This window comes from Bacillus sp. PK6-16 (genome assembly GCF_056530295.1).
In genome coordinates, this window is record NZ_CP096512.1 from 196,186 (window position 1) to 219,165 (window position 22,980).

Genomic DNA, 22,980 nt, shown 5'->3' on the forward strand with positions numbered 1-22,980 from the left:
TAAATTGTTGGATAGAATATTCTGTTTCAGTGTATTTCTTATCCAACTACTATCATATAACTTAAATTCAGCTGTTGGCTGTTTTGACTTGCCGCTCTCATCACCACAAAACCCATAATTATCATCCAATATTTCAAACGATTTTGATATGAAATAAGGCTCTGTTTCAAAGTTTTTTAAGCTAAGGTAAATTGCAGTGCAATGGAGAAGAGGGCGGGATACTCAAAATAATAGCCTTTATGGTCATTTGAAGCATTGTATTACTGAATATCTCTATAATTTGATTGAATAGGATCATCGACATATAATGTAGTGTTCTTCCAAATTTTTCGGATTTCAAACTCTTCGCCATGTGTCTCACACCATCAAAGAAATTGAAACTATTCATGCTTTATATAAACAAGAGTTTGCAACAACCACACTTCGTTTTTTCGACGCATAATGAACTTATGGATAAATTCAAGAAGTTATTTTTGAATATTTAAATTTTTCGTATTAGAATCAGAAAAACACGTATCCCATACAATCGAAAAATAGTTTTTTTCCATAAAAAAGTTAAATGCTGAAAAAAATGTGCCTTTTTGAACGTAATATCCCAAAATTGTGTGAATATAATTTCGTAATTATATCATACTAAGCATGTAAGCATACGATTGAGCAAACATTCAATAACATGATTTGTGCTTATTCCATTTCAAAATGCATATAACGGCTATCCTTCTATTTAGCTGTCTCTAGAATATTTTACGCATTTTCAAATGAAACATTCCTAGGGCTCCTTCTTTTTGATGCTCCCCAAAATTGAATCTCTTCCCTTGTCCCCCTATTTTATTGCGAATGTCTCTCTTTAACAGGTATTCCTGAAATAGCACTCAGATTACACATAAATATATTTGGGAATATTTTCAGATTACAATACTCTCTTAGGAGAAAGTAACATAGCACGTAATGGTTTGAATCCTTTTTCTTCCCTCGCTCTGAAATATTCACGTATTCATAAATAAAAACTTACAACACGAAATAAGAAATGCGGGCAGCTTATCCATTAAGCAATAAAAGCATTTATAGTTATTAAAGGGAAATCTTTCAAAATAGACACCTCAAGGTTCTGTTGCAAAGTTTAAAATCCAGCTGATTTGACAAATCTTCATTTTTACATGTCAATGAGATTATTATGAAGTTGGATCGTGCGATGGTTGGGCGGTATATAGTCAATATCCTTTTGTAATTTTTTGAATGCACACAGCAACGCTGTAGCCTTGTCTATCGTAAGAACCAATGATTTCCCAAAATATTTTACCAATTTTTTTATAAAGGACTACACAACTTGATGATTACGTATTTTTTGAAGCTGAAAGTCCAATATATGTCCATCACTATCAATGGTACGAAATAAATAACACCATTCATTCTCCTTTGATTTTGATATACGTTGTATTCTAATCCCAAAGCGTAGAGTGCGGATTTGTTTTCTTTTTTTAATTCAATGCGATATTTTACCATATTTATACACCCAACGACTACTATAATCATGTTTTTCGGGACCAGTTTTCCTTTAAAATAGCTTATATAGCATTCTCCTCATCAGATGTTCTCTACAGTTTAGCTTCATAAAAAGCATTACAACAAAACCAATCGTTTTTGTATGTAAAAAACATCCCCTTTATTTAAAATTCGTCTTTGGACCTCTCGAAATATTTCTAATGTGCATGTACCCAACAACCTCATGTATGAGCGTTTGTTCCGAATCAAAATCCCCCTAGAGCCATTACTACACTCGAAAATCAAGAATCTCAGTCTGAAAATAGGGAGCCACGTACAAGTATTGAGAACCCTTTTTATCATACGATGTATCCATAGGTTTGGTAAAAAAGATTGCCGATACTATTCAAAGCATGCTCTAGAAATATCTTGAGACGTCCAAGTATGCTTCACAGGGCTCTCAGTATAAAGGATAACTACAATACTATACAAGGAGTGAATCATGATGTCAGCAACAGAAAAGGACATACGAGAACAAGTAAAAAAAGGACCAGAAGAAAAAAAAGCGTTTGAAAACAAATTCGAATCACCAGACGCAGCAAAAAAAGCAAAATTCGAAGCGTCCGAAACACTAATAGATAAATTGAAAAAGGGAAAAGAAGGGGCGGACTGGGATAAAACATTTGATACACTAAAAGTAGATACATTTCTGAAGACAGCTCCTGCCTTAAAAGAAGATTTGCATATTACGGTTAGAATGACAGATGCGTATAAAAAAGAGGATATAAAAAAGAATGAAACGACAGATAATAGCAAGGTTACTACGATACGTAATGAATTTTATACAACAGAAAACTTAAGTAGTGATTTGGACAATTTAGGGATGAATGAGGATCTGATCCAAATTCAAATCCCTGCTGGAGAACACGTTGGCTATTTCACAGGAGAAACGGCAGAAGATACACGCGTTGTATTACGAAAAAATGCTGAATATCAAATTGATGAAGTGGCTGGAAAAACAAACACCGTCATAAAAGGGAAGATGCGTGTCGTTTGGAAAGCGAAATTGATCAAAAGTAAGGCAGAAGATACACCTGAAAACAAACCAACAGACACACCAAAAGAAACGAATGAAACGTTTAATGCTGAAGAATATGGGAAAAAGTGGATAGAGGGATTATCTAATAAAGAATTAGAAGCCATGAAGGATTACACATCAGATGAGTATTATCGTTCTATAAATGGGTATTTACGAAATGGGGAATTACCAAAGGATTTAAAGGATGCAACGGATTCAAAGGGTATAAAGATAACCGCATCTAATGTGAAGCAAAAGATAAAATACATGGATAACGCAATCGATCTAGCCCCTCCTCTTACACAGAATATCAAAGTATATAGACGTAGCACAGAGCCTGAGTTTAAAAAGAATGGCGATTTCTTGAAGCATATGTTCGATCTCGATTTGGACTCAGTGGGATCATTCGAAACCTACACCAAAAATGCAATCGAACTGGTAAACAAAAATATAAATAAGATAAATATCGATAAAGCATATAGAAGTACCTCTTTAAATAACGAGGTTCCAAAAGATCCTTTTTTCGCCGAAAGACCTATTAGTGTAGAAATAACGATTCCAAAAGGTACTCGTGCACCTTATTTAGCTTCTATTTCTCCGTTTCCACAAGAAAAGGAAATATTGTTGAAGCATGGATCAAAATTTAAAATAACGGGGGCATCTATCGTTCAAGAAACGGGACAAGTTATGAATGATACAGGACAGTTAAAAACTAAACAATTGAATACATTGGTGATTCGGGCTACATTGGTACAATAACCCTAAGGGTCCTATTACAAACATTATAAAATACCTGTGGTTTCGTTGTATTCTTAATATCTAAACCGTCACGAAGATAAATATATTTTGTATTTTAACTAGTATGAAATAAAACAATCCAGATGTATGAGAACGGTGTGGAGTAAAATGTTGTACATCGCTAGCCAGGCTTCTAGTCTAATATGTACAAAACGTGCTGTAGAACCTTCAACGAGTGCCACAGGTATAAAAATATTGAGAATCCCCCTAGGATTCTATCAATTTGGCTCGAGAGGAAAATTGTAAGCAGGAAAGCCCGTTATATTCACTGAAAAATCCGCAGGTTATGTAGTAACACCTAAAAGGGTGCGAAATTAGCACCTATACTCTGAAAAGTAAGATGGAGAAATAGCTTGAGATGCTAAAGTATTGTTCATGGGTTTCTCATTATAAAGGATAGCTCAGTTTGAAATAAATACAGTACAAGGAGGTTGCATAATGGCAACGACTAATTCTGCTTCACAAAGTTCTTTCAATTCGGCAGACTTGGGATTATATGGAATTTTTTATCGAAAACCTATTTTTCAAGACATGATACTAGGTGTTCAAGGAGAAAATGATGGAGGGATTTTGCATTTTATGAGCCCTCAAAAATATCAATCAGATTTACATTTCACTTCTTTTGAATCAGCTAGATGGGTTGGAAGGCTGAAAATCGATACAGCAGGTCAGTATCTTTTTTCTTCATCTAGTAGTAAGCGTTCTTGTATGAAAATTTGGCAAAATGTTACATTTGATATTCAACCAGATGTACTGAAACTAATGAAATGCACAGAAGATGGGGATCAAAAAATATATACGATTCCGGAAAAAACAGACCAAGAGGCGAAAGATGCCTTTCGTGTAAAGTGTGACCAAGGCAAGTGTCAAATTTTAAAGCAAGAAAATGAAGAAGAAAATTGGGATGTAGAGATACGTGTTAAGGATAAGGTGGCACCAAGTACAACCTATAGTGGGACAATTTCATACCTGATGCAACAAGACGATATGAGTTGTCATCTGGAGACAGGCATCTATAAAATTCGAGTGGAATATATACCACTTATACCAATAGCAGAGAATGAAAACATATTGATATTATCTTGGCAAACACCTGAGCTTATAAAAAAATGGAAGGGTGCGAAGGAAGGTAATACGCCAATCCCCGCGGAACATTTAAGAGGACCCGATCTCTCAGATCAAGATTATTTCCCAGCACATATTACCGATAATTTATTTGATAGTCAACAATATGGTATTCTTGATTCAGAAGAAATACCATATTTGGAACCTGATACTCAACAACCTGGAACAGCAACCAGTGCATCATCTAGCTTTATAGCAACGGATTCGGATACAGATAATGAGTTTACAGAGGAATCTGTAGGAGGCATAGATCCCATAGATGAAATGAATATCAAAAAACAGACCGCTAAGATGTCGATAGAAAACCGTCTAAAACTGATTGGTAACAAACTGACGGCGAATGCTGATCAAATAGATCTCTGGAAGAAAGCTCGCCAGGAGGAACCATGGCTTTTCGTTTCAATGGTTATGCTAAAACAGACCGTATTTGGTGAAGAGACGAAACAACGCATTACTGCGCTAAAAGTGGCGTTGCAGAAGCTTCAGGACATACTAAAAAAAGAAGCCGCTCAAACGCAAACAAAGGAGCTAATCGAGGACATTGCGGGCTACCTAACTAAGCTACAAGAATCTGCCCCATTAAAGGAACCACTCACTTCCAATTTGGATGTTTTTTCTAACAAGGTAAAGAACAGTACGTTGTACAAGCTAGCGGAGGTACCGGACACGGTGACTGCCATTCAGAAAACGTTAGCGGACGATAAGGCATTAGATGAGCATATAACAGAGGCTAAGAAGCAAGGTAAAGACAAGTGGATAGCTCAGTATGTAGAAAATGTGGACCCTACAAAAAATTTAGACCCGGATTATGATGTGACAAATCCACATGCACTTTTTGCCGATGCGAATAACGATGGGATAACCAATTATGATTCTACGCATGGTTTTACAGTTACATCGGATGGACAAACACAGCCTTATGGAGTGAAGACGGATTTGCCAACATATTTTTGTCATTATCTTCTAAAAAGTACAACAGGTGATCCGTTTCAAGACAGGAAGAAATTAATAAGTACCGACTCTGCTGAACGAGTGTACAATATATCAGAACGGGCACGAAATCCTTTAGTAGCAGCTTATCCACATATAACTGTGAATATGGTTGGTTATCAACTTATTCCAGTGTTTACCAAGACAGAGACAAAAGGAACAACCTCTTCATTTTCTCTCAGTCATTCTCAAGCAAGGACTCAGACAAATGGAACGGTGAACACACAGGGAACGGAAGAGTCGGTGAACGGAGGAGTGACGATCTCACCAGAACCCTCAGTTGCATTCGGGGGTTCGAAGAGCTGGTCGAAGAGCGTATCAAATGAGTCAGCCGCATCAAGTACACAAGAAGTAAACAACACCCGTACACAAGAAGAGACTACTTCTTTTCAAAGTAACTATAATACAGCGGAGTTTGCGATATTTAATGGATTGGTACAATATCAAAACTCCGGAACTGCTGCCGTCAGTCAGCTAGCGCCATCTTTCAATTTTAATTACGCTGATACAAGTAAAGGGGGGCAATGGGAGCCTCTTGTTACTGTGAAGCCCGCAAAAGATACAGGACAAGTAGCCCTCTTACTTCAACCAGATGCCTCTTATCCTCCTGGTGAGCAGTCTACCCCCTTAGTTATTAAGTCCACTGATACTTTTAATGCAAATCAAGTCCATTTGTCTAAAGAACAAGCTACCAAAATAGCGTCAGGAGCGCCGGTAAATCTAAGTTTGTTACAATATGAGGGATATATACCAAACGTGGAACCAAGCATAAACACTCAATGGGGACAACATCTAAATCAAATGGAACAGCATACAGCTTATTTGACTCTGATTACACCAGACGGGAACCGGTATGATAGACGAATTGCAGCACCGAGACAGGAAGATTTAGGGTACAAAGGCATTGATCCACAGAGAATAGACCCACTGCCCTTCTCTTATCAGGATATCGATAAAGCTCATCGTTTGACAATTAGAGATGCCATAAAACTTGCATTCGGTGATACATCAAAGGAGCTTGTGATAACGAATCAGTATGGAATTAAGTATGATCTGCAGTCACAGAATGTGAACATTATTATGTCTTTGCAGACCAAACTAGATATAGAGAACCAACTGGCGTTTGTACAAAAGGAAGTAACGGACACCAAGAAGCGTTTGGAAGCGTTACAGAAGGAGTTTGTAACAACAATCAACAAAGAATTCCAAAAGTTAAATATAAAGATGTCACAACCAGATATGGATAAATGGTTAGAAAATTTACAAAACCTAGATCGTATAGGCGATGAGCTCAAAATCATTAAACAAAAGAAAACCTCTATAAAGAATCAAATAGATACAGCGATAGGAAGTCGACAAGAAGAGCTTAAACAGACACTTAAGGAACTAAACGGTAAAAGCGATCAATTAGAGGAAAAATCTGCAAACTATGATGAAAGTATAAGAACACCTCTTACAAATATAAAAATGGACGAGCAGAAAAGTGAGGCGTGGCTAAAAGACAACATAACAATCCCCCGAGAGTGGATGAAAGAGACAAAGATGAAAGGTGAGGCATATTTGCAAGAAATGACAGATACGCTACAGCGCCTTAGCAAGAAAGAGGGTCTCTACGATTATGAGCTTCGACAAGGGATGCGTCTTATTATAGAAATCCCACCAATTGTAACTGCAACATTCGAAGATATTACCACATCAGACAAACACACGTATCAAGTACTTTACCTTAAAAATCATTACCTAAAAGACAAGCTGAATTATCGGATTAAATTACTTCCGCCATCATCGCCAACAACTTCAAAGGTGCAGCCGGACCTACGTTCTTTTTCTTTCACCCCATCTCCAGAGAAGGGCGTATTTGGATATAAAGAAGGGACCCTAGGCGTACTAGATCCAAAAACGGATTCGTCAAAAAATAAAGGCCAAAGCACAGGTATACCACATCTTTCTAATGAGGATCGCATTGAAGTGTGGATTAAAAAAGAACAAGAAACAGAAAAAGATTATAAACTTCTGATGGAAAAAACTGTAGGACAGATACCAGGTTTCCGACCTAAAAAACCAGAACTAGACGCTGACAAGTTGGCAAGTCAATTCAAATTCCGTACATTTAATGCGGATTGGTTATCCCCGAAATCGTGTAATAGAATGGAACTTTTTATTCCTTCCAATGACATATTAAAAAATTTCTTATCCTTTACATTAGAGGTACAGGACCCTACTACTAAGAACAAGACTATCTATGGACCTGTACTGGCATCAGAAATAATCAAACAAAATTTATTTATAGATAACATGAGCAGCCCTAGCTGTACCTTTGATTTTTCTCTTTTCCAGAACTTTGATATGACAAAAAATTACTGGGGTTATACATTCAAACTGAAAGGGAAATTAGATGAAGCAATACCGAGCGGTTGGGAAGATCAAAAAATTAACTCAAGCGTTTGTCCAGCTAAACCTAACCGAGATAAGACAGAAAAATGTATTGATATAGTAGTACCTACATTTCATGAGCCAAGAGAAATCGAGTTATGTTCACAGGTTTTTCCAGGTAAAACATTTACGCTGGAGACATATCATAAGGCTTTTACTGGAGGAACACTTAGCGATCCTACAGCTCAGAACTCGAAAGTAAATGGGGACCATATTTCATTTGATCAAGTGTATTCGGCATTCGAACTTAACAGATTCAATAGTAAAGATCTTACAGACAACCCACTTCTGCTTGCGGGCATTAAAAAAGTCACCTGCACCTTTAAGGGAACGGAAGATACAGAAATAATAACCCCAACTGAAACCCAATTTAGCACAAAAGATAACACATTACATGTCGACTTTAATACAAAAATCGATGTCACGATAAAAGAAGAACCAAACGGTTGGACGATTATTGGAAATGTCGGTAAAGCCGCTCTATCGAATATCTTTATGCGATCTGCAATCGAAAATATTCAGCATGAATTCAACAAATCCCACACATATAATGCAGAGGTAGATGGGTTGGTCCATTCAAAGAAGAACAATAAATCAATTCAGATTCAGATTACTGTGGATAAAGATATATTGAAAGATAACGATCACGAGGATCAAACGATTACTATCTTTGAGCGAAATTTCTAATATAAGGGAATATACGTGTATTTTTAGTTCCGAAAGCATAAAAAAATTGTATCCATGGATTAGCAGGAAACAATATACCTAGGAAAGCGGCTGTATACGGGGGAATATGTAGCCGTTACCTATTTTTATACAAAGAAGGAAGCACACATTGGATGGCAGAAATGCAAGGTCTTCCTAAAAACGGCCTATTAGCTTATTATTTCGAATCTCCATATTTTCAAAATCTATTATTTTTTTCAAAAGGTACGTATACAGATACACAGGTAAAAGTAGACCCTAAATTTATTTCACCTGATCAAAAGGTACGCGCAGTGAGATGGCTAGGAAGAATCCAACCAGAACAAACAGACGACTATGCCTTTTCTACATCAGATGACGCATATGTGGTCCTACAAATTCAGGATAAATATATTGTAATTAATCGAGATGAGTATAATACCGTATCCTTAACGAAAGATCAACCGTATACGATGCGACTAGAATATGTATTGCCTTCCCCTAAACCTGTTGAGGAGATGCAATTATCTTTATAACGGTGGTACGTAAATAGAGCGAGAGACGGCCAAAACATTCCCAAAAGCAAGATCTATGTCCCTGATTTTGAAATCGGAACAGGCATTACCAATCTTTTAGAACATTTATTTGACGGAGGCGAAAATCATGACGATCAAAAAAGGTGTGAATTGTAGTTTGATGAAGGAACATCCAAGCTGTCAGCAGCCCAAAGCAAAACCTGAAACACCCCCAAAACCTGAAACACCCCCAAAACCCGAAATACCTAAAACGCCTGAAAAAGAGGATCCATTCAAAGAATGGGACAAGCTAAAAAAAGAAATATACAGCGCATTAGAGACAGATAGTGATGGAGATGGAATCCCTGATGCCCTAGAAAAGAATGGGTATACAATTTCGGAAGTATTTGATCAGGATAACGGTTATTTTCATGTCATGCCTTGGTTAGAAACCTATGATCATAATCCTGATTTTTATAAGCAGCACCCTAAATATATTTCGAATCCGTTTGACAAGAATACGGTGGGGGATCCTTATACAGATTTAGAAAAAGCAGGCCGAAGCATCTATATAGAGGGGAGCATATTACCAGAAGCCTATCATCCATTAGTAGCTGCTTGTCCAAGTGTAGCAATATTTATGGAGGGATTTATTTTAAAAGAGTGGAAAGAAGTAGAGAAAACCTACACAACGGGACATTCTTATCATACAAGTTATGGCTTTGAGGAGACGAGAACGGCCGAGAGCGGAACAGATGAAGCAAAGGGCGGAAAGCTCGAGTTCGGCGGGAAAGGCAGCGCAAAGGGAGGCCAAAAACCACAAGTTTCAGGTTCATTCCAAGGAGGTGTGCACCTTTCTACTAACTTACAACATCATATGAATGAAAAGCAGGGTGTAACAACGATTTCCACCTTGCAAGAAGCACAGCAGCAATCTACCGAAGCCTCCACAACCCTTCATTCGGCAAGTGCTGCGATCTTACAAGGCATTGTTCGGTATCGTAATATGGGGACCGCTAAGATTAATGATATGAGTCCGACACTAAATTTTTTGGTTGCAGACACGCCGTTGAGCACGTACCAAGTGCCTAAAATACCTACATTAAGTCCTGGAGACAGCTATCCCCCTTTCGGTGCAACGGGGGCAATTGTTACCCCAGGCGATTTAATTCAAGGTACTCCGTCTACCATCAGTACAGACGCGAAAAATAAGCTGGCAGCAGGAAATCAATTGAAGGTGAAGACAACTCAAATTCAAGGAACATTCACAGCTGCACCAGGTTCAGGAAAATATAAACCAGGAACATCGATAGACTGGTCTGACGTTACAGATACTATGATGAACCGCACAGCACGTTTACTTTTCGAAACACCAAATGAGACGTTAGATAGAAGAGTCGCGGCACCTTCCGCAGATGAGGTTGTCGACACCCCCGACAAAACGAAACCAGAATCGGGTATACCGCGAGTAACAGTGGAACAGGCCCTACAATTTGCTTTTGGAGCCACACAAGATAATCGCGGGAACCTCATGGTTACAACACCGCAAGGATTTACGTATAGAATCGATCGTTCGCATGTAACGTTGTATGTGGATCAACACACAGATGACTTAATTGCGAAACAGTTGCAAGCGTTTAAAGACAAAGGGGACGAAACGAAAAGTGTATATGATGTGATTCTCACGAAAGAAATGGTCATCTTAATCAAACCAATATTAGAAGTCCATGCTTTTTTATCAAATGCTTATTTGTATATAGAAAATCAATTCGACCAAAGCTTGTCTTATAGTGTATGGAAAAACACTGGAACGAGCAGTGAGCTACTGAAACAAGGGATTGTCCCATCTGCTTCTACGATAGGAACGGGGTATTTGTGTGGGAATCCAACGGAAAAATTATCGATTATGATATCCCGACAAGTCTCACAAGTGATTTTTGAGGGGAACGTTTCTGAATTAGATAAAAAATTTGAACCAAGTCCACTTGTACCAGATCCTGATCATGATAACCGGTTTGGAACATATCGTTGGGAGATTAGTAAGTCATACAAAATTAACGGTCCTAATCAAAATGGAATACCTTGTCATATCTCGGTACAGTATAATGTTAACACTCCTCCTAAGGATAAACTTACTATGGATGATCCGGTTGCTGAGAATACTATCCGCATATATATGAAAGTGCCCGACACAGTGGAGGGAAAACACTTTCAAATTTGTGTAAACGAAGATAAACTGGACTTTGATCAGATGTCGGAGAAGGACGGTTCACCTAGCCGCGGTGCATATAAGGTAAATCGCTTGCTTTCCAACAAAGGTGCGTACACAATATCATTATTATTGCCGACAAATTATAGGTTTGAAGATGGTACTAGGCAAGTACAGATAGGTAAAGAAAATTTGCTGTACGTTCGTACACTTCCCGATATGCCTATTCAAAATATAGACCCCTCAATGCTAGCGATTTATCGAGATCATGATAATCTATATATAAAAAACAAAAACAATACCCCTATTGATTGTAAAATAATGAGTCAAGAGAAAGGGATTTTCTGGGAAAAACAATTTTCTGAAGGAAGCGAACAAAGTATACCAGTGGCATCTTTATACGCGTGGTTTCCAATGGATCAAGGGCGAATTATTATCACTGCAAATGATATCCCAGTGTATGATGCAAAAATGTTGGAAATGTCTCTTAATATTCAAAATATAGATTTTAAAAAATATTATGACGTAGAATATTGGCACCTTAATGCAACTAATTCAAATCATACCTATGACCATGTAGTTTTCAAATTAGCCGACCTCCATAATATAGGATTAATTATTTCATATGAAGTTAAAGTTGGCGAAAAATCCCTAGGGATACAACCTATGCGTGTACTTGAATTAGGAAAGAAACAAATTATTAACTTCTTTGATTACACAGGAGATACAAGCCAACATCCAAAGAAAGGCGATCAAATAGAAATCATTGCTCATGATATATTTGGAAAGACACATACTGTATTTAGCGGAAAAGCCGAATTATCCAATAGCTTGTGGACAGAGCATTATAAGGTAAGTGAGTGGCATAAAAAAGAAAATGATTTTGATGCGTTATATCTTTCACCTGTACCGACAGGTTTAGCAGAAAGTGTAAAATCATATGATATACAGATTGATACAGGTAAGAGTAAGTATGAGTATAAGTCGGTTTCCTTTAAACGTCAAGATAACGGGGGATATATTCGTGATCAACGATTGAAATGGGATGTTGTTAAATATTTTACTGAACATAAAATCTCAATGGAAAAACTTCCAAAGCGAGGAGATTCCATTACTTTAATCATTCATACGGTGGAAAATCAAACTGTACCGATTGATTTAGGGAAAATAGAAGAATCTGCGCTATCCGATAGTATAAACGCCCTAGAAAAGGTACATGAAATTGTAAATTGGAAAAAAGATAAAGACTATTATACCCATGTTTTCTTTCATGAGGAATCAAAAGAGATTACAAGTTATGTATTCAAAGTAAATAATCGCTATTATGGAGAAATTCCTGTAAAACAAGAACTAGATTTGGCAAATTTAGATAAGGGTAAGAAGATACAAAAAGGGGACTATGTTGAAATTTACGCCTACAAAAAAGATGGAGAAGGGGTACTCGTTCAAAGTCGATATGCTGGAACGACAGGTTTTATAGGAGCATATCCAACAAAAGAGAAAATTCAGCAGGAATATCATGTAACAAATTGGTCTAAAGTAACGGATTCCTACACTTCATTTACACTTGGTCCATTATCAGATCCAATTGATAGTTATATTAAGAAGTATGAGGGATGTATCAACAATAGCATAATAAATCTAACTCCAAATGGGTTAACGTTTGCGTTTGATACAGGCAAAGGGCCACGTCATGGAGATACCGTACAATTGTTCGCCTATACGTATTCTGGTGAGAAGATTGAGTTATGGAAACTACCTGCAGGAGCGATTGGAACGGTGACGGATGAGGAAGTTCGCTCTATCCATCAACTAAAAGAATGGGCTGATACCAACAAAACGATTGTTTTCGATACGAGTAAATTACAGGACAAAGACCCTATCCAAGCGCATATCAAATCATATACCATTGAAGTTTGGAAAGGACAAAATACAAACTGGGAGACTTTTGGTAATCCAATTCAAATGAATGCACAGGGTCAACTGCATTTACAAGATTGTAACGCAACTCAAGCTTTGCCACAATCTCCTAACGTAGTACGAGTACTTGCTAACTTGTATAATTCTGTTGAATCAGAGGGGAGTAAACGAAGTACAGTAATAGTTATGGTTAGGAAAGTTGGAATGATAAAATCTCCCCCGACTGCACAAGAAATTAGTAAAGGGCATCAAGGTTTTACATGGGGTATTGATATTGGTAGCAACCAAGTAAAAACTATCATATTTCCCAACGTGGATAGTGAATTAGCAAGTTATATTTCGTCTTATGAAATATTGGATCATTCGGGACAAGGAAAGGTACCAGGAACCGTGGAACTCCCTACAGGGGGAAATAAGGGCGTAAAAATAACATTTCCTCCATCGGTCCTTCTCACACATGAACAAGAGACTGGTGGAAAAGACGGGGAAAAAATGAAGCAACAGGTAGATTTAAGTCTTTCCGTTTCGGTAAATTGTGTGATATTAGAAGACGAAAAAAAATCATTAAAACCGCAACAAGATGTAACATCTATTGTAGTAATTGGAACACCAGATGGTGGAAACATAAAAGGGATAACACCTACACCTGATATATCAAAAGAAGAGATAATAAAAGCCCATGAAATAGAGGGTTGGACTTACCATGATGGACATGTTACAACGTTTTATTTTAATCAAAAACTAAAATCGTATCTAAACAATATAGAGTACTATAATCTTAAATTTAATGATAATGATAAGGTATATTCACCTCAAAAAAAACCCCAAAATTTGTCATTGGAACAAGAGGTAGACTCAGATTGGAAACCAACTGGATTACAAGGAATTCCTATTAAATTTACTAATTATGGGCTGAATAATAATTCGGAATTACCTAAAACGGGGGATACGTTAGATGTAATTGCTTATTACCGAAATCAAGAAATTCCAGTGATTACGAATTACAAGATACCTCCAGAATTACCTGTTTTATCAAAAGAGGAAACCCTTAAACTAAAAGAAGCTCATAGCATTGATGGTAATTGGGTTTGGCAGGGAGACGGGTATGGTTTGTTTTATTTCAATCAAGAAGTATTAAAGTATAAAAAGCATATAGCGTATTATACAATTGTAATTACTAGAAATGGGACAGATCATACATCTCTGCCTCCACAACCACAGCCAATACACATTGAAAATATGATGGACGATGAGAAAGATAGCGAGAACCACAATTTAAGTGATCCACCAACGAAAGGAATTGCAATTCGATTTAGTAGTTTTCAGTTTCAAGGGGGGTACTTAGCACCACCTTCAGGGGATAAAGGTGATGTCGTGAAAGTAATTGTACATTTGGTGGATCCTGGAGGCACAGATCAAAATGGGAACGTAATTACGAATATCACAGTATTTAGCGGGAAGGCTGGAAGTCGTAATACAATTTAGGACAAGTATTCATTTATATTCAGATAGTCACTATTTGGTTCTGGTACAAAAATAATGGAGAGATAAAAAAGAGCGAAAGATTCTGAACTGCACCCCAATTGTTAGACACATAATCTAACAATTGGAGGTGCAGTTTTTCTATGGCTAAATTTACAGATGATAAAAAACACACATCGATGGGGTTTGTGCACATGCCCCATCGCTATCAAGCTAAGCTCATACAACGTCAATTATAGTAGAGAGTGTTTCTTTTTTCTAAAGGTTATGTGTAAGGAATTTAAAGATTTGCATACGAAATAAACCCTAACGGGTTTCATTTTTTTGAATTAAGCCGCTTGATTATCAGACATGGTACAATTGTAAACGACACCTAATATATCAAAGACTGTTTTCTTCTCATATCGATGAGATTTTCTCCCGTTTTGCTGTAGGAGGTTGAACAGGCGAATTAGAATCTTTGATAGCTCTTGGGTGTCTTTCTGTATAGCTTGGAAAAGAAGAAAGTAATCTTTAATCATATATATGGCCTTATATTCACTCAGTTCTCGTTTCTTTTTCATAAGAAGTAATTGCCGCATTTGAAACATGGTAGAAGAACAAAGTAGAATGGCAATCAGTTGCCCATACAAATGGCATTCCAATCGTTCTCGTTTTATCTTTTTACAATGATGAATATGAAAGAATGATTTCCATGTTTTAAATAAAATCTCGATTTGCCAACGTAAAGAATACCAATCATGTACTTGTCCCATCGGGACAATATCTATAGGGGTATTTGTCATATATACATTGATACCGCTAAGTCGTTTACTACGAGTAGAATACTTCATTCCTTTCTTTTTTCTCTTACCGTTTGATCGTCTAATCGTTTTTGTTGTTGTTCTTTTGTTAGTCGATGAACAATCACACGAGTTGGTACTTTATCAGTCATTCCTACATAAGCGTCGGATATTTCATACGTTTGTCCTGGCTGAAGAGTGTTCATTAAGACCTCCATATCTATCTGTATATACTCCGTACCTTTTTTGATTCTTCCATCTCGAAAATAATCAGGATTGGGATTTTTTTGATAAATACGTGTATTCGATTTGATACGAGAGATATAGTAAGCCTTTTGATCTTGTATATGTTGAAGATCTTTCAAATGAAAATACCCTAAATCTCGGATACATAGATCATTCGCTGCCACAGTTGGGACACACAAAGAACCGTAGGTTCGATCATGTTGTTTACCTGGACCTGTATGAATATGAAGGAATTGTCCACTTAATAAATCATACTCAAGCTGTATCTTTACTCCCGCTGTATGACTGCATCCTCCCGCACCAGGATAAATTGATGAAAATGTATCCGGAAGTTGAAATGCAGTTGAATCTAAAATACGAATACGCTTGAAAACAGAAGTATATGGATAAGAAATTGGCATAGATGAGGTCAGTTTTTGGTTTAGTAGTTCAGCTAATAGGTGTTGTAAAAATTGAACAGCCGCTTTATTAAATCGTTGATTCAAGCCCTCAGGGCTGATAAGTACTTCTGTTGATGCTTCTAAACAGCTAGATAACTGAGTTAAAGAAGTCATAGCTACATTTTGGCTCACCCATACACATAAAGCGACTAAATCTTTTGCTTGGTACTTACTGGTTCGTTGTACAAAGCCAACATTTCTAGCAAGATCCCGTAAAACATTTGGAGATAGGGCACTTTGAATCTCTTGAGCAAATTGTTGTAATTCGTTAGAAACAGACATAAAAAACGCCATCCTTTCCTATTGGAGTGAACCCTGAGAATGAGACGATAAAAAACACCTCTCTAAATCGTAAGTATCAGTTATGATTTTAATGGAGGTGTTTTTCGTATGGGGAAAAAGGTGCATTATCCCGCCGAAATAAAGTGGAAAGTAGTTGAAATGAAACACCAAGGATTCAAAAATAAAGAAAGTATGGATGCCTTAGGAATTAGACATGTGGCTCAAATTAAAACTTGGATGAAATGGTATCATGAAGGCGAAACCTATCGGTTTGAACAATCTATTGGAAGACAATCTGCACATGGAAAAGGCTTAAAAAGGTTAACAGAACTTGAACAAAAAGAATTAGAAATACGTTATTTAAAGGCAAAGATTATATTGCTGGAAAAGTGCCAAGAAATCTTAAGGAGGTGGGAGGAAAAGAAGAAATAATGAAAATGATAAAGGAATGGCAATCAATTTTTACGATTGCAGAACTGTGTTCCATATTTAATATTTCACGTGCTATTTATTATCGTTGGAAAAAGCAGGAGAAAACAGTAACTAACCATGAAGAAAAAACCGTAATAGAAATATGTCAACATCATAAATATCGGTATGGATATCGTCGGGTTACAGCTTGTCTACGTGATCAATTTAACATCGTAATGAATCATAAAAAAGTATTACGTATCATGAGAAAATACAACGTATTATCTCGGGTTAGAAAAAAGAAAAAGATATTTGTACTCGGTCATGAACCAGTGGTAGCTAAAAATAGAATACAACGGAGATTTAAAGCTACCAAGCCTAATGAAAAATGGTTCACTGATATCACATATTTGATGTTCGGCAATAAGACTCTTTATTTTTCATCTATTATAAATGGGTTTAACAATGAAATTGTAAGTTATAAAATAGCTGAGACACAGGATGTTTCTCTTGTATTAGATACTCTAAAAGAGGCTTTAAAAAAGCGAAATGTGATTGATACGATTTTACATTCGGATCAAGGAAAGGTGTATACATCAAAACAATTTCAAACATATGCCAAAGAAAAAGGCATTATCACAAGCATGTCTCGTACAGGAAACTGCCATGATAATGCCCTCATAGAATCCTTTCATTCTCATTTGAAATCCGAAGGATTCTATGCGCAAAATATAAAACAATCGAATAATACTAGTATAATACAAACTGTGGATGAATACATCCACTACTATAACAATGAACGGATTCAGAGAAAATTAGATAATATGTCACCTATAGCTTATAGGAAACATGTTATCTAGGTGTTTTTTCTTTGTCTCACCAAATGGGGCCAGACCACCTATGATTCTACAGAAAGAATAGCGTATTTTTTCATTTTAGGGGGATTTTATTTTGTTAGCTTGATAGCGATGTGTACATGCCCCTCAACTGAAGAGAATAAATAAAATGAAATTCCCTTCAAAAAGGTTACAAACTGTTCAACAGATTGATTATTCTTAAAAATCCACATGCTCATACTGTGACTCAGTGGTATAGGATAGCAGCAAACATAATATATATGAAGAATATGAACCAGAGGGTAGGAGGGACATATTTTCTTAGGACATTTTTGGAAAAACGATCCTAATGGTGCAGATAAACATTTTGATAAATTCTCTTCGAAGACACAGTAAAGCCCTATTTACAGTATATAGACCACTATTGTATCAGCATTAATGGAACGGACTATTGCCCAAAAAATCCAATATGGCTTGAATTAACGCCACAAGGTGGCGTGGGAGATAGGCTCCTATTGCGAATGAACGACTATGTTACTTATAACCAACGTCCACTTCCAGATGATAGTATAACTGTAATTGCACATTTGAAAGAAGACTATGCACCAGAAAATCAGAGAATCCAGAAAGGGTTCTGTTGCAAAGTTTGAAAAAACACAAACTCGTTTACAAAATATAGTTATGATCTAAGCGGTTCGGAATAATTCCTGTAATTCATTGTACGTCGAAAAAGAGAAGTCTGGAATGTGACTTCTCTTTTGTTTGTATATAGCATGAATCGTTTCGATTCCTTTAATAGTATGAGAAGCATGACGAAGAGTTTGAAATCCAGCTGATTTCACAAATCGGCGTTTGACATGTCGATGATCCTGTTCAATAAGATTATTATGATATTTGATCGTACAGTGCTTGGTATGTGTATAATAATCGTCTTTTTGTAATTTTTTAAATGCACAAGGCAAAGCAGGAGCCTTGTCTGTCATAAGAACCGATGGTTCTCCAAACTGTTTGATCAGCCTTTTCAGGAAGGAAAAAGCTGCTTGATGATTACGTGTTTTTCGAAGTTGGAAGCCTAGTGTATGTCCCTCACTATCAATGGCGCGATATAAATAACACCATTCCCCTTTGACTTTGATATACGTCTCATCCAAATGCCAAGCATGGTGTGCTGATTTGTTTTTTTCTTCCACATTTGATAGATGAGATTTCCATATTCATGCACCCAACGCATGATGGTTGTAGGATGAACGGATACACCACGTTCTTTCAAGATTTCAGATACATCCCGATAGCTTAAAGAAAAACGGCTACTAAAATAATGTCTTTCTTGAACTGTTTTCCTTTAAAGTATCGCATGTATCATTCTCCTCAACACATTTTCACTACAGTTTAGCTTCATTTAAAAAATTTTGCAACAGAACCAAATGGGGAGAGGCCCAGCTGGTGTATCGACCGTTTTTTTGATAAGGTCTTTCGATTCATTCAAAAGCTGTTGCATATACTTATAATTGGATTGAGAGGTAGAAGAGAGAGGCGAGTTCTTTTTTTGTGTGGTTTCGCTTTCAATGTGTCATTTCTCCAATAGATGATTGTATAGAGATAAGATGAATATAATTAAGGGCGATTTTCCCCCCTCATTATAAATGATTCTTGCGAACACCAATGTATCCACTTTAAGAACATAAATAGGGAAAATGGACCTTGTAGGAATCGAACCTACGACGAAACGGTTATGAGCCATTCGCTCTACCAACTGAGCTAAAGGTCCATGGAAGGTAAAGGCATTCATACCTGTGATGTCTCAGAATGGTATTAAGTATGTATATAAAAATGATATGAAGATTCCTGGAAAGCTAGAAAAAATCTGAATATTTTTTAGAGGAGTATATTTTATATTTAAAAACATTAATATATTATGGTAAAACAAAATATGAGTAGTGTGCCGTGATGTGAAATGGTGTTTTAATTCCATTATTTTTGAAGGATATGAAAATATTTTGATGAGAAGCGTTTCTATGGGGGATGGCTATTGTGTCATTCTTCTGGTATAGTATTTAACTTTTTAAGATATTTTATACGTCATATTATTTAATTTTTCAAAGTGTGCTAAAAGCTGGTTGGTATGAAGCTGAAGGGTGAGCAAATTTTTTGCAAAATACAAACCATATATTTTAAAAATCACAACAATCATCTAGTTTACATAACCTTTATTATAGGCAGTTGTAGAGTTTATTAAAAACACATCTCAAAATAACTAGTCATCTAATCTTATTGAGATGAGAATTGGAAATCGTTTCTTTTTGAATCCTATCATTCATTAGTATCGTTCCAATACAAGCTTATCTAAAAGTGTATCTTGATATTTTTAAAAATAAATCTCTATATTACATGATTAAATTTGCTCACGTATTCATAGATGCATTTAGAAAAAATTCCTGTATCTCAAAATAAAGAATATTCTTAGTTTTTGAGATACAAGAAAAAATGGTATTGATTTGTTGTGACGCCAATCTCATTTATCTAACAAAACTCATCAAACTGTTTAATCAAAAAATGTGTTTCGGAATCTGCTACATATTGTTTAACAACTTTCATGAACTCCCCTACTTAAAGTCCTAATGGACTGTTTGAAGTCGGGGATTCCTCGGTCTCAGTAATTGGATAATTGACAAGTTTGATAAATATTCCTTTTTCTTGCAATTTAGAAAGGATAATTTTGTCTATTTTACTAATTCGCTCTACCATTTTTTTCGCTTCTTGATATGCACTTGCTAAATCTCCTTTAGCGTCAAATTGAATAATGTTATGATTTAGATTTAATTTCTTGTTTAGTTCTTCCGTATATTTTTTGTTCTCATCCACTTTCTTGTAAGTATCCGTCATTTTTTCGTCGATGTTTAAATGAGGCTCTAGCCCTTTAGCTTTTAGAAATTGTTTAATTGTATCTTCTACGCTTTCACGTGGTTGATCAGACGTATTCGGTCTATCCACTATTTGTTGTAACAGTTCTTCTAGATCTCCTTTATCTGTTTGTAGGATATCCATTTGGTTAAAAATACGACTTCTTAATTTTTCAAAATAACCTTGATATGCATGAAAATCTTCTTTCGCGTTCGGTGTTTCTGTTCGCCCTTTTTTTATAATTTGATCAATTTGATATACGGCCCTAGCACCAAAAAATAGCGACACATCTATTTTGCTCTCTCCTTGCATTTCAACAAAACGACTCGCAGGGTTATAATAGGCACTTAATGTTTTTGATAATTCATTTAATGTGGATGTATCTTCGAAGAAGGATTTCGGTAAGAATTTGTTAGTCGTTTCTTTAATCGAGGCGATTTCTTGGAACAATTCTCTTTCAGTAGGAATCGTATATATTTTAGCTTGTGTTAATGGATCGATCCACTCAATTTTAGCTTTGTTGCCTCCTGCAACTTTATTATAAGAGCGATTAAAGTAATATAAAAGTCCTTTTTCTACAATGTTTTTTTGGATGAACGTTTGTAAATCCGCCCAGCTCTTTGTCAATACTGTTTCTCCATCTGGTGTGATAATAAATATTTCTTTGTCCTGTTCTGGGAATTCTGTATTATCTTGTTCAGTTCCGTGGTTTACCACTGTCCCACCAGTATATCCAGCTTCTCGAGCTGCTTTATTTAACGTATCTATCATATCTTTCTGCCAGTCAGTTAATTTTCCTTTTTCAGGATCTGCACTTCGCTCTAATCCGTATTCTCTTAACAAATTTGTAAGTGCCCCTACTTGATCCAAAACTTCTGTTTTATTTAATGCCGCCTCCAATTTTTCTTTTGGAATTTTATCTCTTATCATTTCTAAAGTTGGTGCAAGTCCAAACATATCATAATCAGCGGTTAACGGTTTCGTTTGCTGATCGACTATTTTACCCATCACTTCTAATGGTTTCCAATCTGTTATTTCATTTCCCATTATTGATTTTTTTCCATTTTGAGTCTTATATTCAACCTTTCCAGAATTTCGTTCTCTTCTAAATTCATATACATCTGCATTTTTATTTAGGTCAAATACATCGTAACGATTATCTGATTTTGTGTCTTTTATAATGTTTTCATCTTTGAGTTCCTTTATACGAGCATCAGAAATGCTAAGTTGTATTTTATCAATGACACCTGTATTCTCCGCAATAGAATGTGTATTATCATCATTTCCTTTTTTAACATCCTTTTCACTACCATGTTTCTTAGATAAGTCTGCATCGAATGGAATATATCCCGCCATTGGTCCCCAATCTGAACTCTTTCCGTGTACGTTCATCCCCTTTGTCGCAGCTCCATGTTCAATTAAGCTTGTGGATAGCCGATTCACAGGTCTAAATAAAATATAGGTCTGTTTATTTTTTGCAATTTCTTTGAATTTTTCTACATGTGACGCAACTAATCCAGAGTTTTGAACCGCATCTTTTCCCTTATCTACTGCTATTCCCTCTAGAGTTGTTTTGATTTTCTGTTCCTTTTCCGGCTTCTCCACCTCAATATCAACAAGCTCAATCGCCAACTCGCCAACAAATCAAACGGGAAATGAATGAAACTAATAAGGATGCCTTAATCGAATCATTGAAGCGAAGAATTAAAAAAGTGGAAGAAGAAAATAAACAACTTCGAGAGCAACTGAAATTCGCGTACGCAAATGTATACAAAGACATTTAGGTTATATTATTTTCGCTATTAATATTTCACAGAATTACTGAATAACCACACGCTAAAGTTCAGTGTGGAAAATAAAAAAAACGATACATATTATCTATGACTAATATGTATCGTTCCATACTCTTTATAAGTTTTTATGATTTAGGTCTTGATAACGTACAATTTTCTTTTTTTGATATGGTGACCCCTATAATCACCTGTATGAGATAAAATTTTTTGTATATGCTGTATTTCTTTTTTTGGAAAACACGTTCATTCATGATCATGCGTAGCTTTGCTAAGTAGGGTGGCCGCAAGAGCAAATAAAATTAACAATACAATGGAGCCAATAAGAGCTGGGACAAGAAAAACCCCTCCCCAAGAAGGACCAAATCCCCCCAACATTGTACTACCAAGTACAGAACCAATCAGACCAACTAGCATATGCCCAATCATTCCACCTGGTACATGTTTTCTTGTCAGCCAACCTGCCAGTGCTCCAAGTAAACCACCAATGATGAGTAATAGGATCATACGCATTTGTATATTCCTCCTTATCGTAGATATAGTCATACATTGGTTATCTTGCTAAGTTTTCAAAAT

General features: G+C 36.2%; 8 protein-coding genes, 1 tRNA gene and 3 pseudogenes. 7 read left to right on the top strand and 5 right to left on the bottom strand.

Annotation, left to right across the window (positions count from 1 at the left end):
* Positions 1–1,984 precede the first annotated feature (1,984 nt).
* The 4 genes from M1D66_RS28320 (at position 1,985) to M1D66_RS28335 (ending at position 14,719) form a co-directional block, all read left to right on the top strand.
* The gene (locus tag M1D66_RS28320; RefSeq protein ID WP_479831947.1) at positions 1,985–3,319 is read left to right on the top strand and encodes an ADP-ribosyltransferase; all 1,335 of its coding nucleotides are present in this window, start codon (positions 1,985–1,987) and stop codon (positions 3,317–3,319) included.
* A gap of 477 nt (positions 3,320–3,796) precedes the next feature.
* Positions 3,797–8,593, top strand: a complete 4,797-nt coding sequence (locus M1D66_RS28325; RefSeq protein WP_479831948.1) for a binary toxin-like calcium binding domain-containing protein — start codon at positions 3,797–3,799, stop codon at positions 8,591–8,593.
* 152 nt (positions 8,594–8,745) lie between these two features.
* Positions 8,746–9,126, top strand: a complete 381-nt coding sequence (locus tag M1D66_RS28330; RefSeq protein WP_479831949.1) for a PA14 domain-containing protein — start codon at positions 8,746–8,748, stop codon at positions 9,124–9,126.
* Between the two features lie 127 nt (positions 9,127–9,253).
* Positions 9,254–14,719: a binary toxin-like calcium binding domain-containing protein gene (locus M1D66_RS28335; RefSeq protein WP_479831950.1), complete on the top strand. Its 5,466-nt coding sequence runs from the start codon at positions 9,254–9,256 to the stop codon at positions 14,717–14,719.
* A 326-nt stretch (positions 14,720–15,045) separates the two neighbouring features.
* Here the strand turns inward: M1D66_RS28335 and M1D66_RS28340 are convergent.
* Positions 15,046–16,466 (bottom strand): annotated as a pseudogene (locus M1D66_RS28340) (IS4 family transposase).
* Between the two features lie 108 nt (positions 16,467–16,574).
* Between M1D66_RS28340 and M1D66_RS28345 the strand changes: the two are divergent.
* Together M1D66_RS28345 and M1D66_RS28350 are read left to right on the top strand one after the other, a co-directional pair.
* Positions 16,575–17,737, top strand: a protein-coding gene (locus M1D66_RS28345; protein ID WP_479831951.1) for an IS3 family transposase whose coding sequence is annotated in 2 segments (ribosomal slippage) — positions 16,575–16,842 and positions 16,842–17,737 — 1,164 coding nt in all. Because the reading frame shifts where the segments join, the coding sequence is not laid out codon by codon here.
* 473 nt (positions 17,738–18,210) lie between these two features.
* Positions 18,211–18,363, top strand: coding sequence for a hypothetical protein (locus M1D66_RS28350; protein WP_479831953.1), 153 nt, complete (start codon positions 18,211–18,213; stop codon positions 18,361–18,363).
* Positions 18,364–18,399: 36 nt separating this feature from the next.
* Here the strand turns inward: M1D66_RS28350 and M1D66_RS28355 are convergent.
* The 3 genes and pseudogenes from M1D66_RS28355 to M1D66_RS28365 all read right to left on the bottom strand — a co-directional run bounded on the left by M1D66_RS28355 (position 18,400) and on the right by M1D66_RS28365 (position 22,219).
* Positions 18,400–19,069, bottom strand: a pseudogene (locus M1D66_RS28355) (IS6 family transposase).
* 339 nt (positions 19,070–19,408) lie between these two features.
* Positions 19,409–19,481: transfer RNA gene (locus M1D66_RS28360), tRNA-Ile, on the bottom strand.
* 839 nt (positions 19,482–20,320) lie between these two features.
* On the bottom strand, positions 20,321–22,219 hold the full coding sequence (locus tag M1D66_RS28365; RefSeq protein WP_479832039.1) for an anthrax toxin-like adenylyl cyclase domain-containing protein: 1,899 nt from the start codon (positions 22,217–22,219) through the stop codon (positions 20,321–20,323).
* Positions 22,220–22,227: 8 nt separating this feature from the next.
* On the opposite strand from M1D66_RS28365, the pseudogene M1D66_RS28370 reads away from it, so the two are divergent.
* Positions 22,228–22,398 (top strand): annotated as a pseudogene (locus M1D66_RS28370) (DUF6262 family protein); the annotation flags it as partial.
* 252 nt (positions 22,399–22,650) lie between these two features.
* On the opposite strand, the gene M1D66_RS28375 reads toward M1D66_RS28370, so the two are convergent.
* Positions 22,651–22,917, bottom strand: coding sequence for a GlsB/YeaQ/YmgE family stress response membrane protein (locus M1D66_RS28375; protein WP_479831954.1), 267 nt, complete (start codon positions 22,915–22,917; stop codon positions 22,651–22,653).
* Between the last annotated feature and the right edge of the window lie 63 nt (positions 22,918–22,980).

Bases quoted from the DNA above. Each gene is read 5' to 3' on its own strand.
- M1D66_RS28320 (WP_479831947.1), top strand. From the start codon at position 1,985: ATGATGTCAGCAACAGAAAAGGACATACGAGAACAAGTAAAAAAAGGA.
- M1D66_RS28325 (WP_479831948.1), top strand. From the start codon at position 3,797: ATGGCAACGACTAATTCTGCTTCACAAAGTTCTTTCAATTCGGCAGAC.
- M1D66_RS28330 (WP_479831949.1), top strand. From the start codon at position 8,746: ATGGCAGAAATGCAAGGTCTTCCTAAAAACGGCCTATTAGCTTATTAT.
- M1D66_RS28335 (WP_479831950.1), top strand. From the start codon at position 9,254: ATGACGATCAAAAAAGGTGTGAATTGTAGTTTGATGAAGGAACATCCA.
- M1D66_RS28375 (WP_479831954.1), bottom strand. From the start codon at position 22,917: ATGCGTATGATCCTATTACTCATCATTGGTGGTTTACTTGGAGCACTG.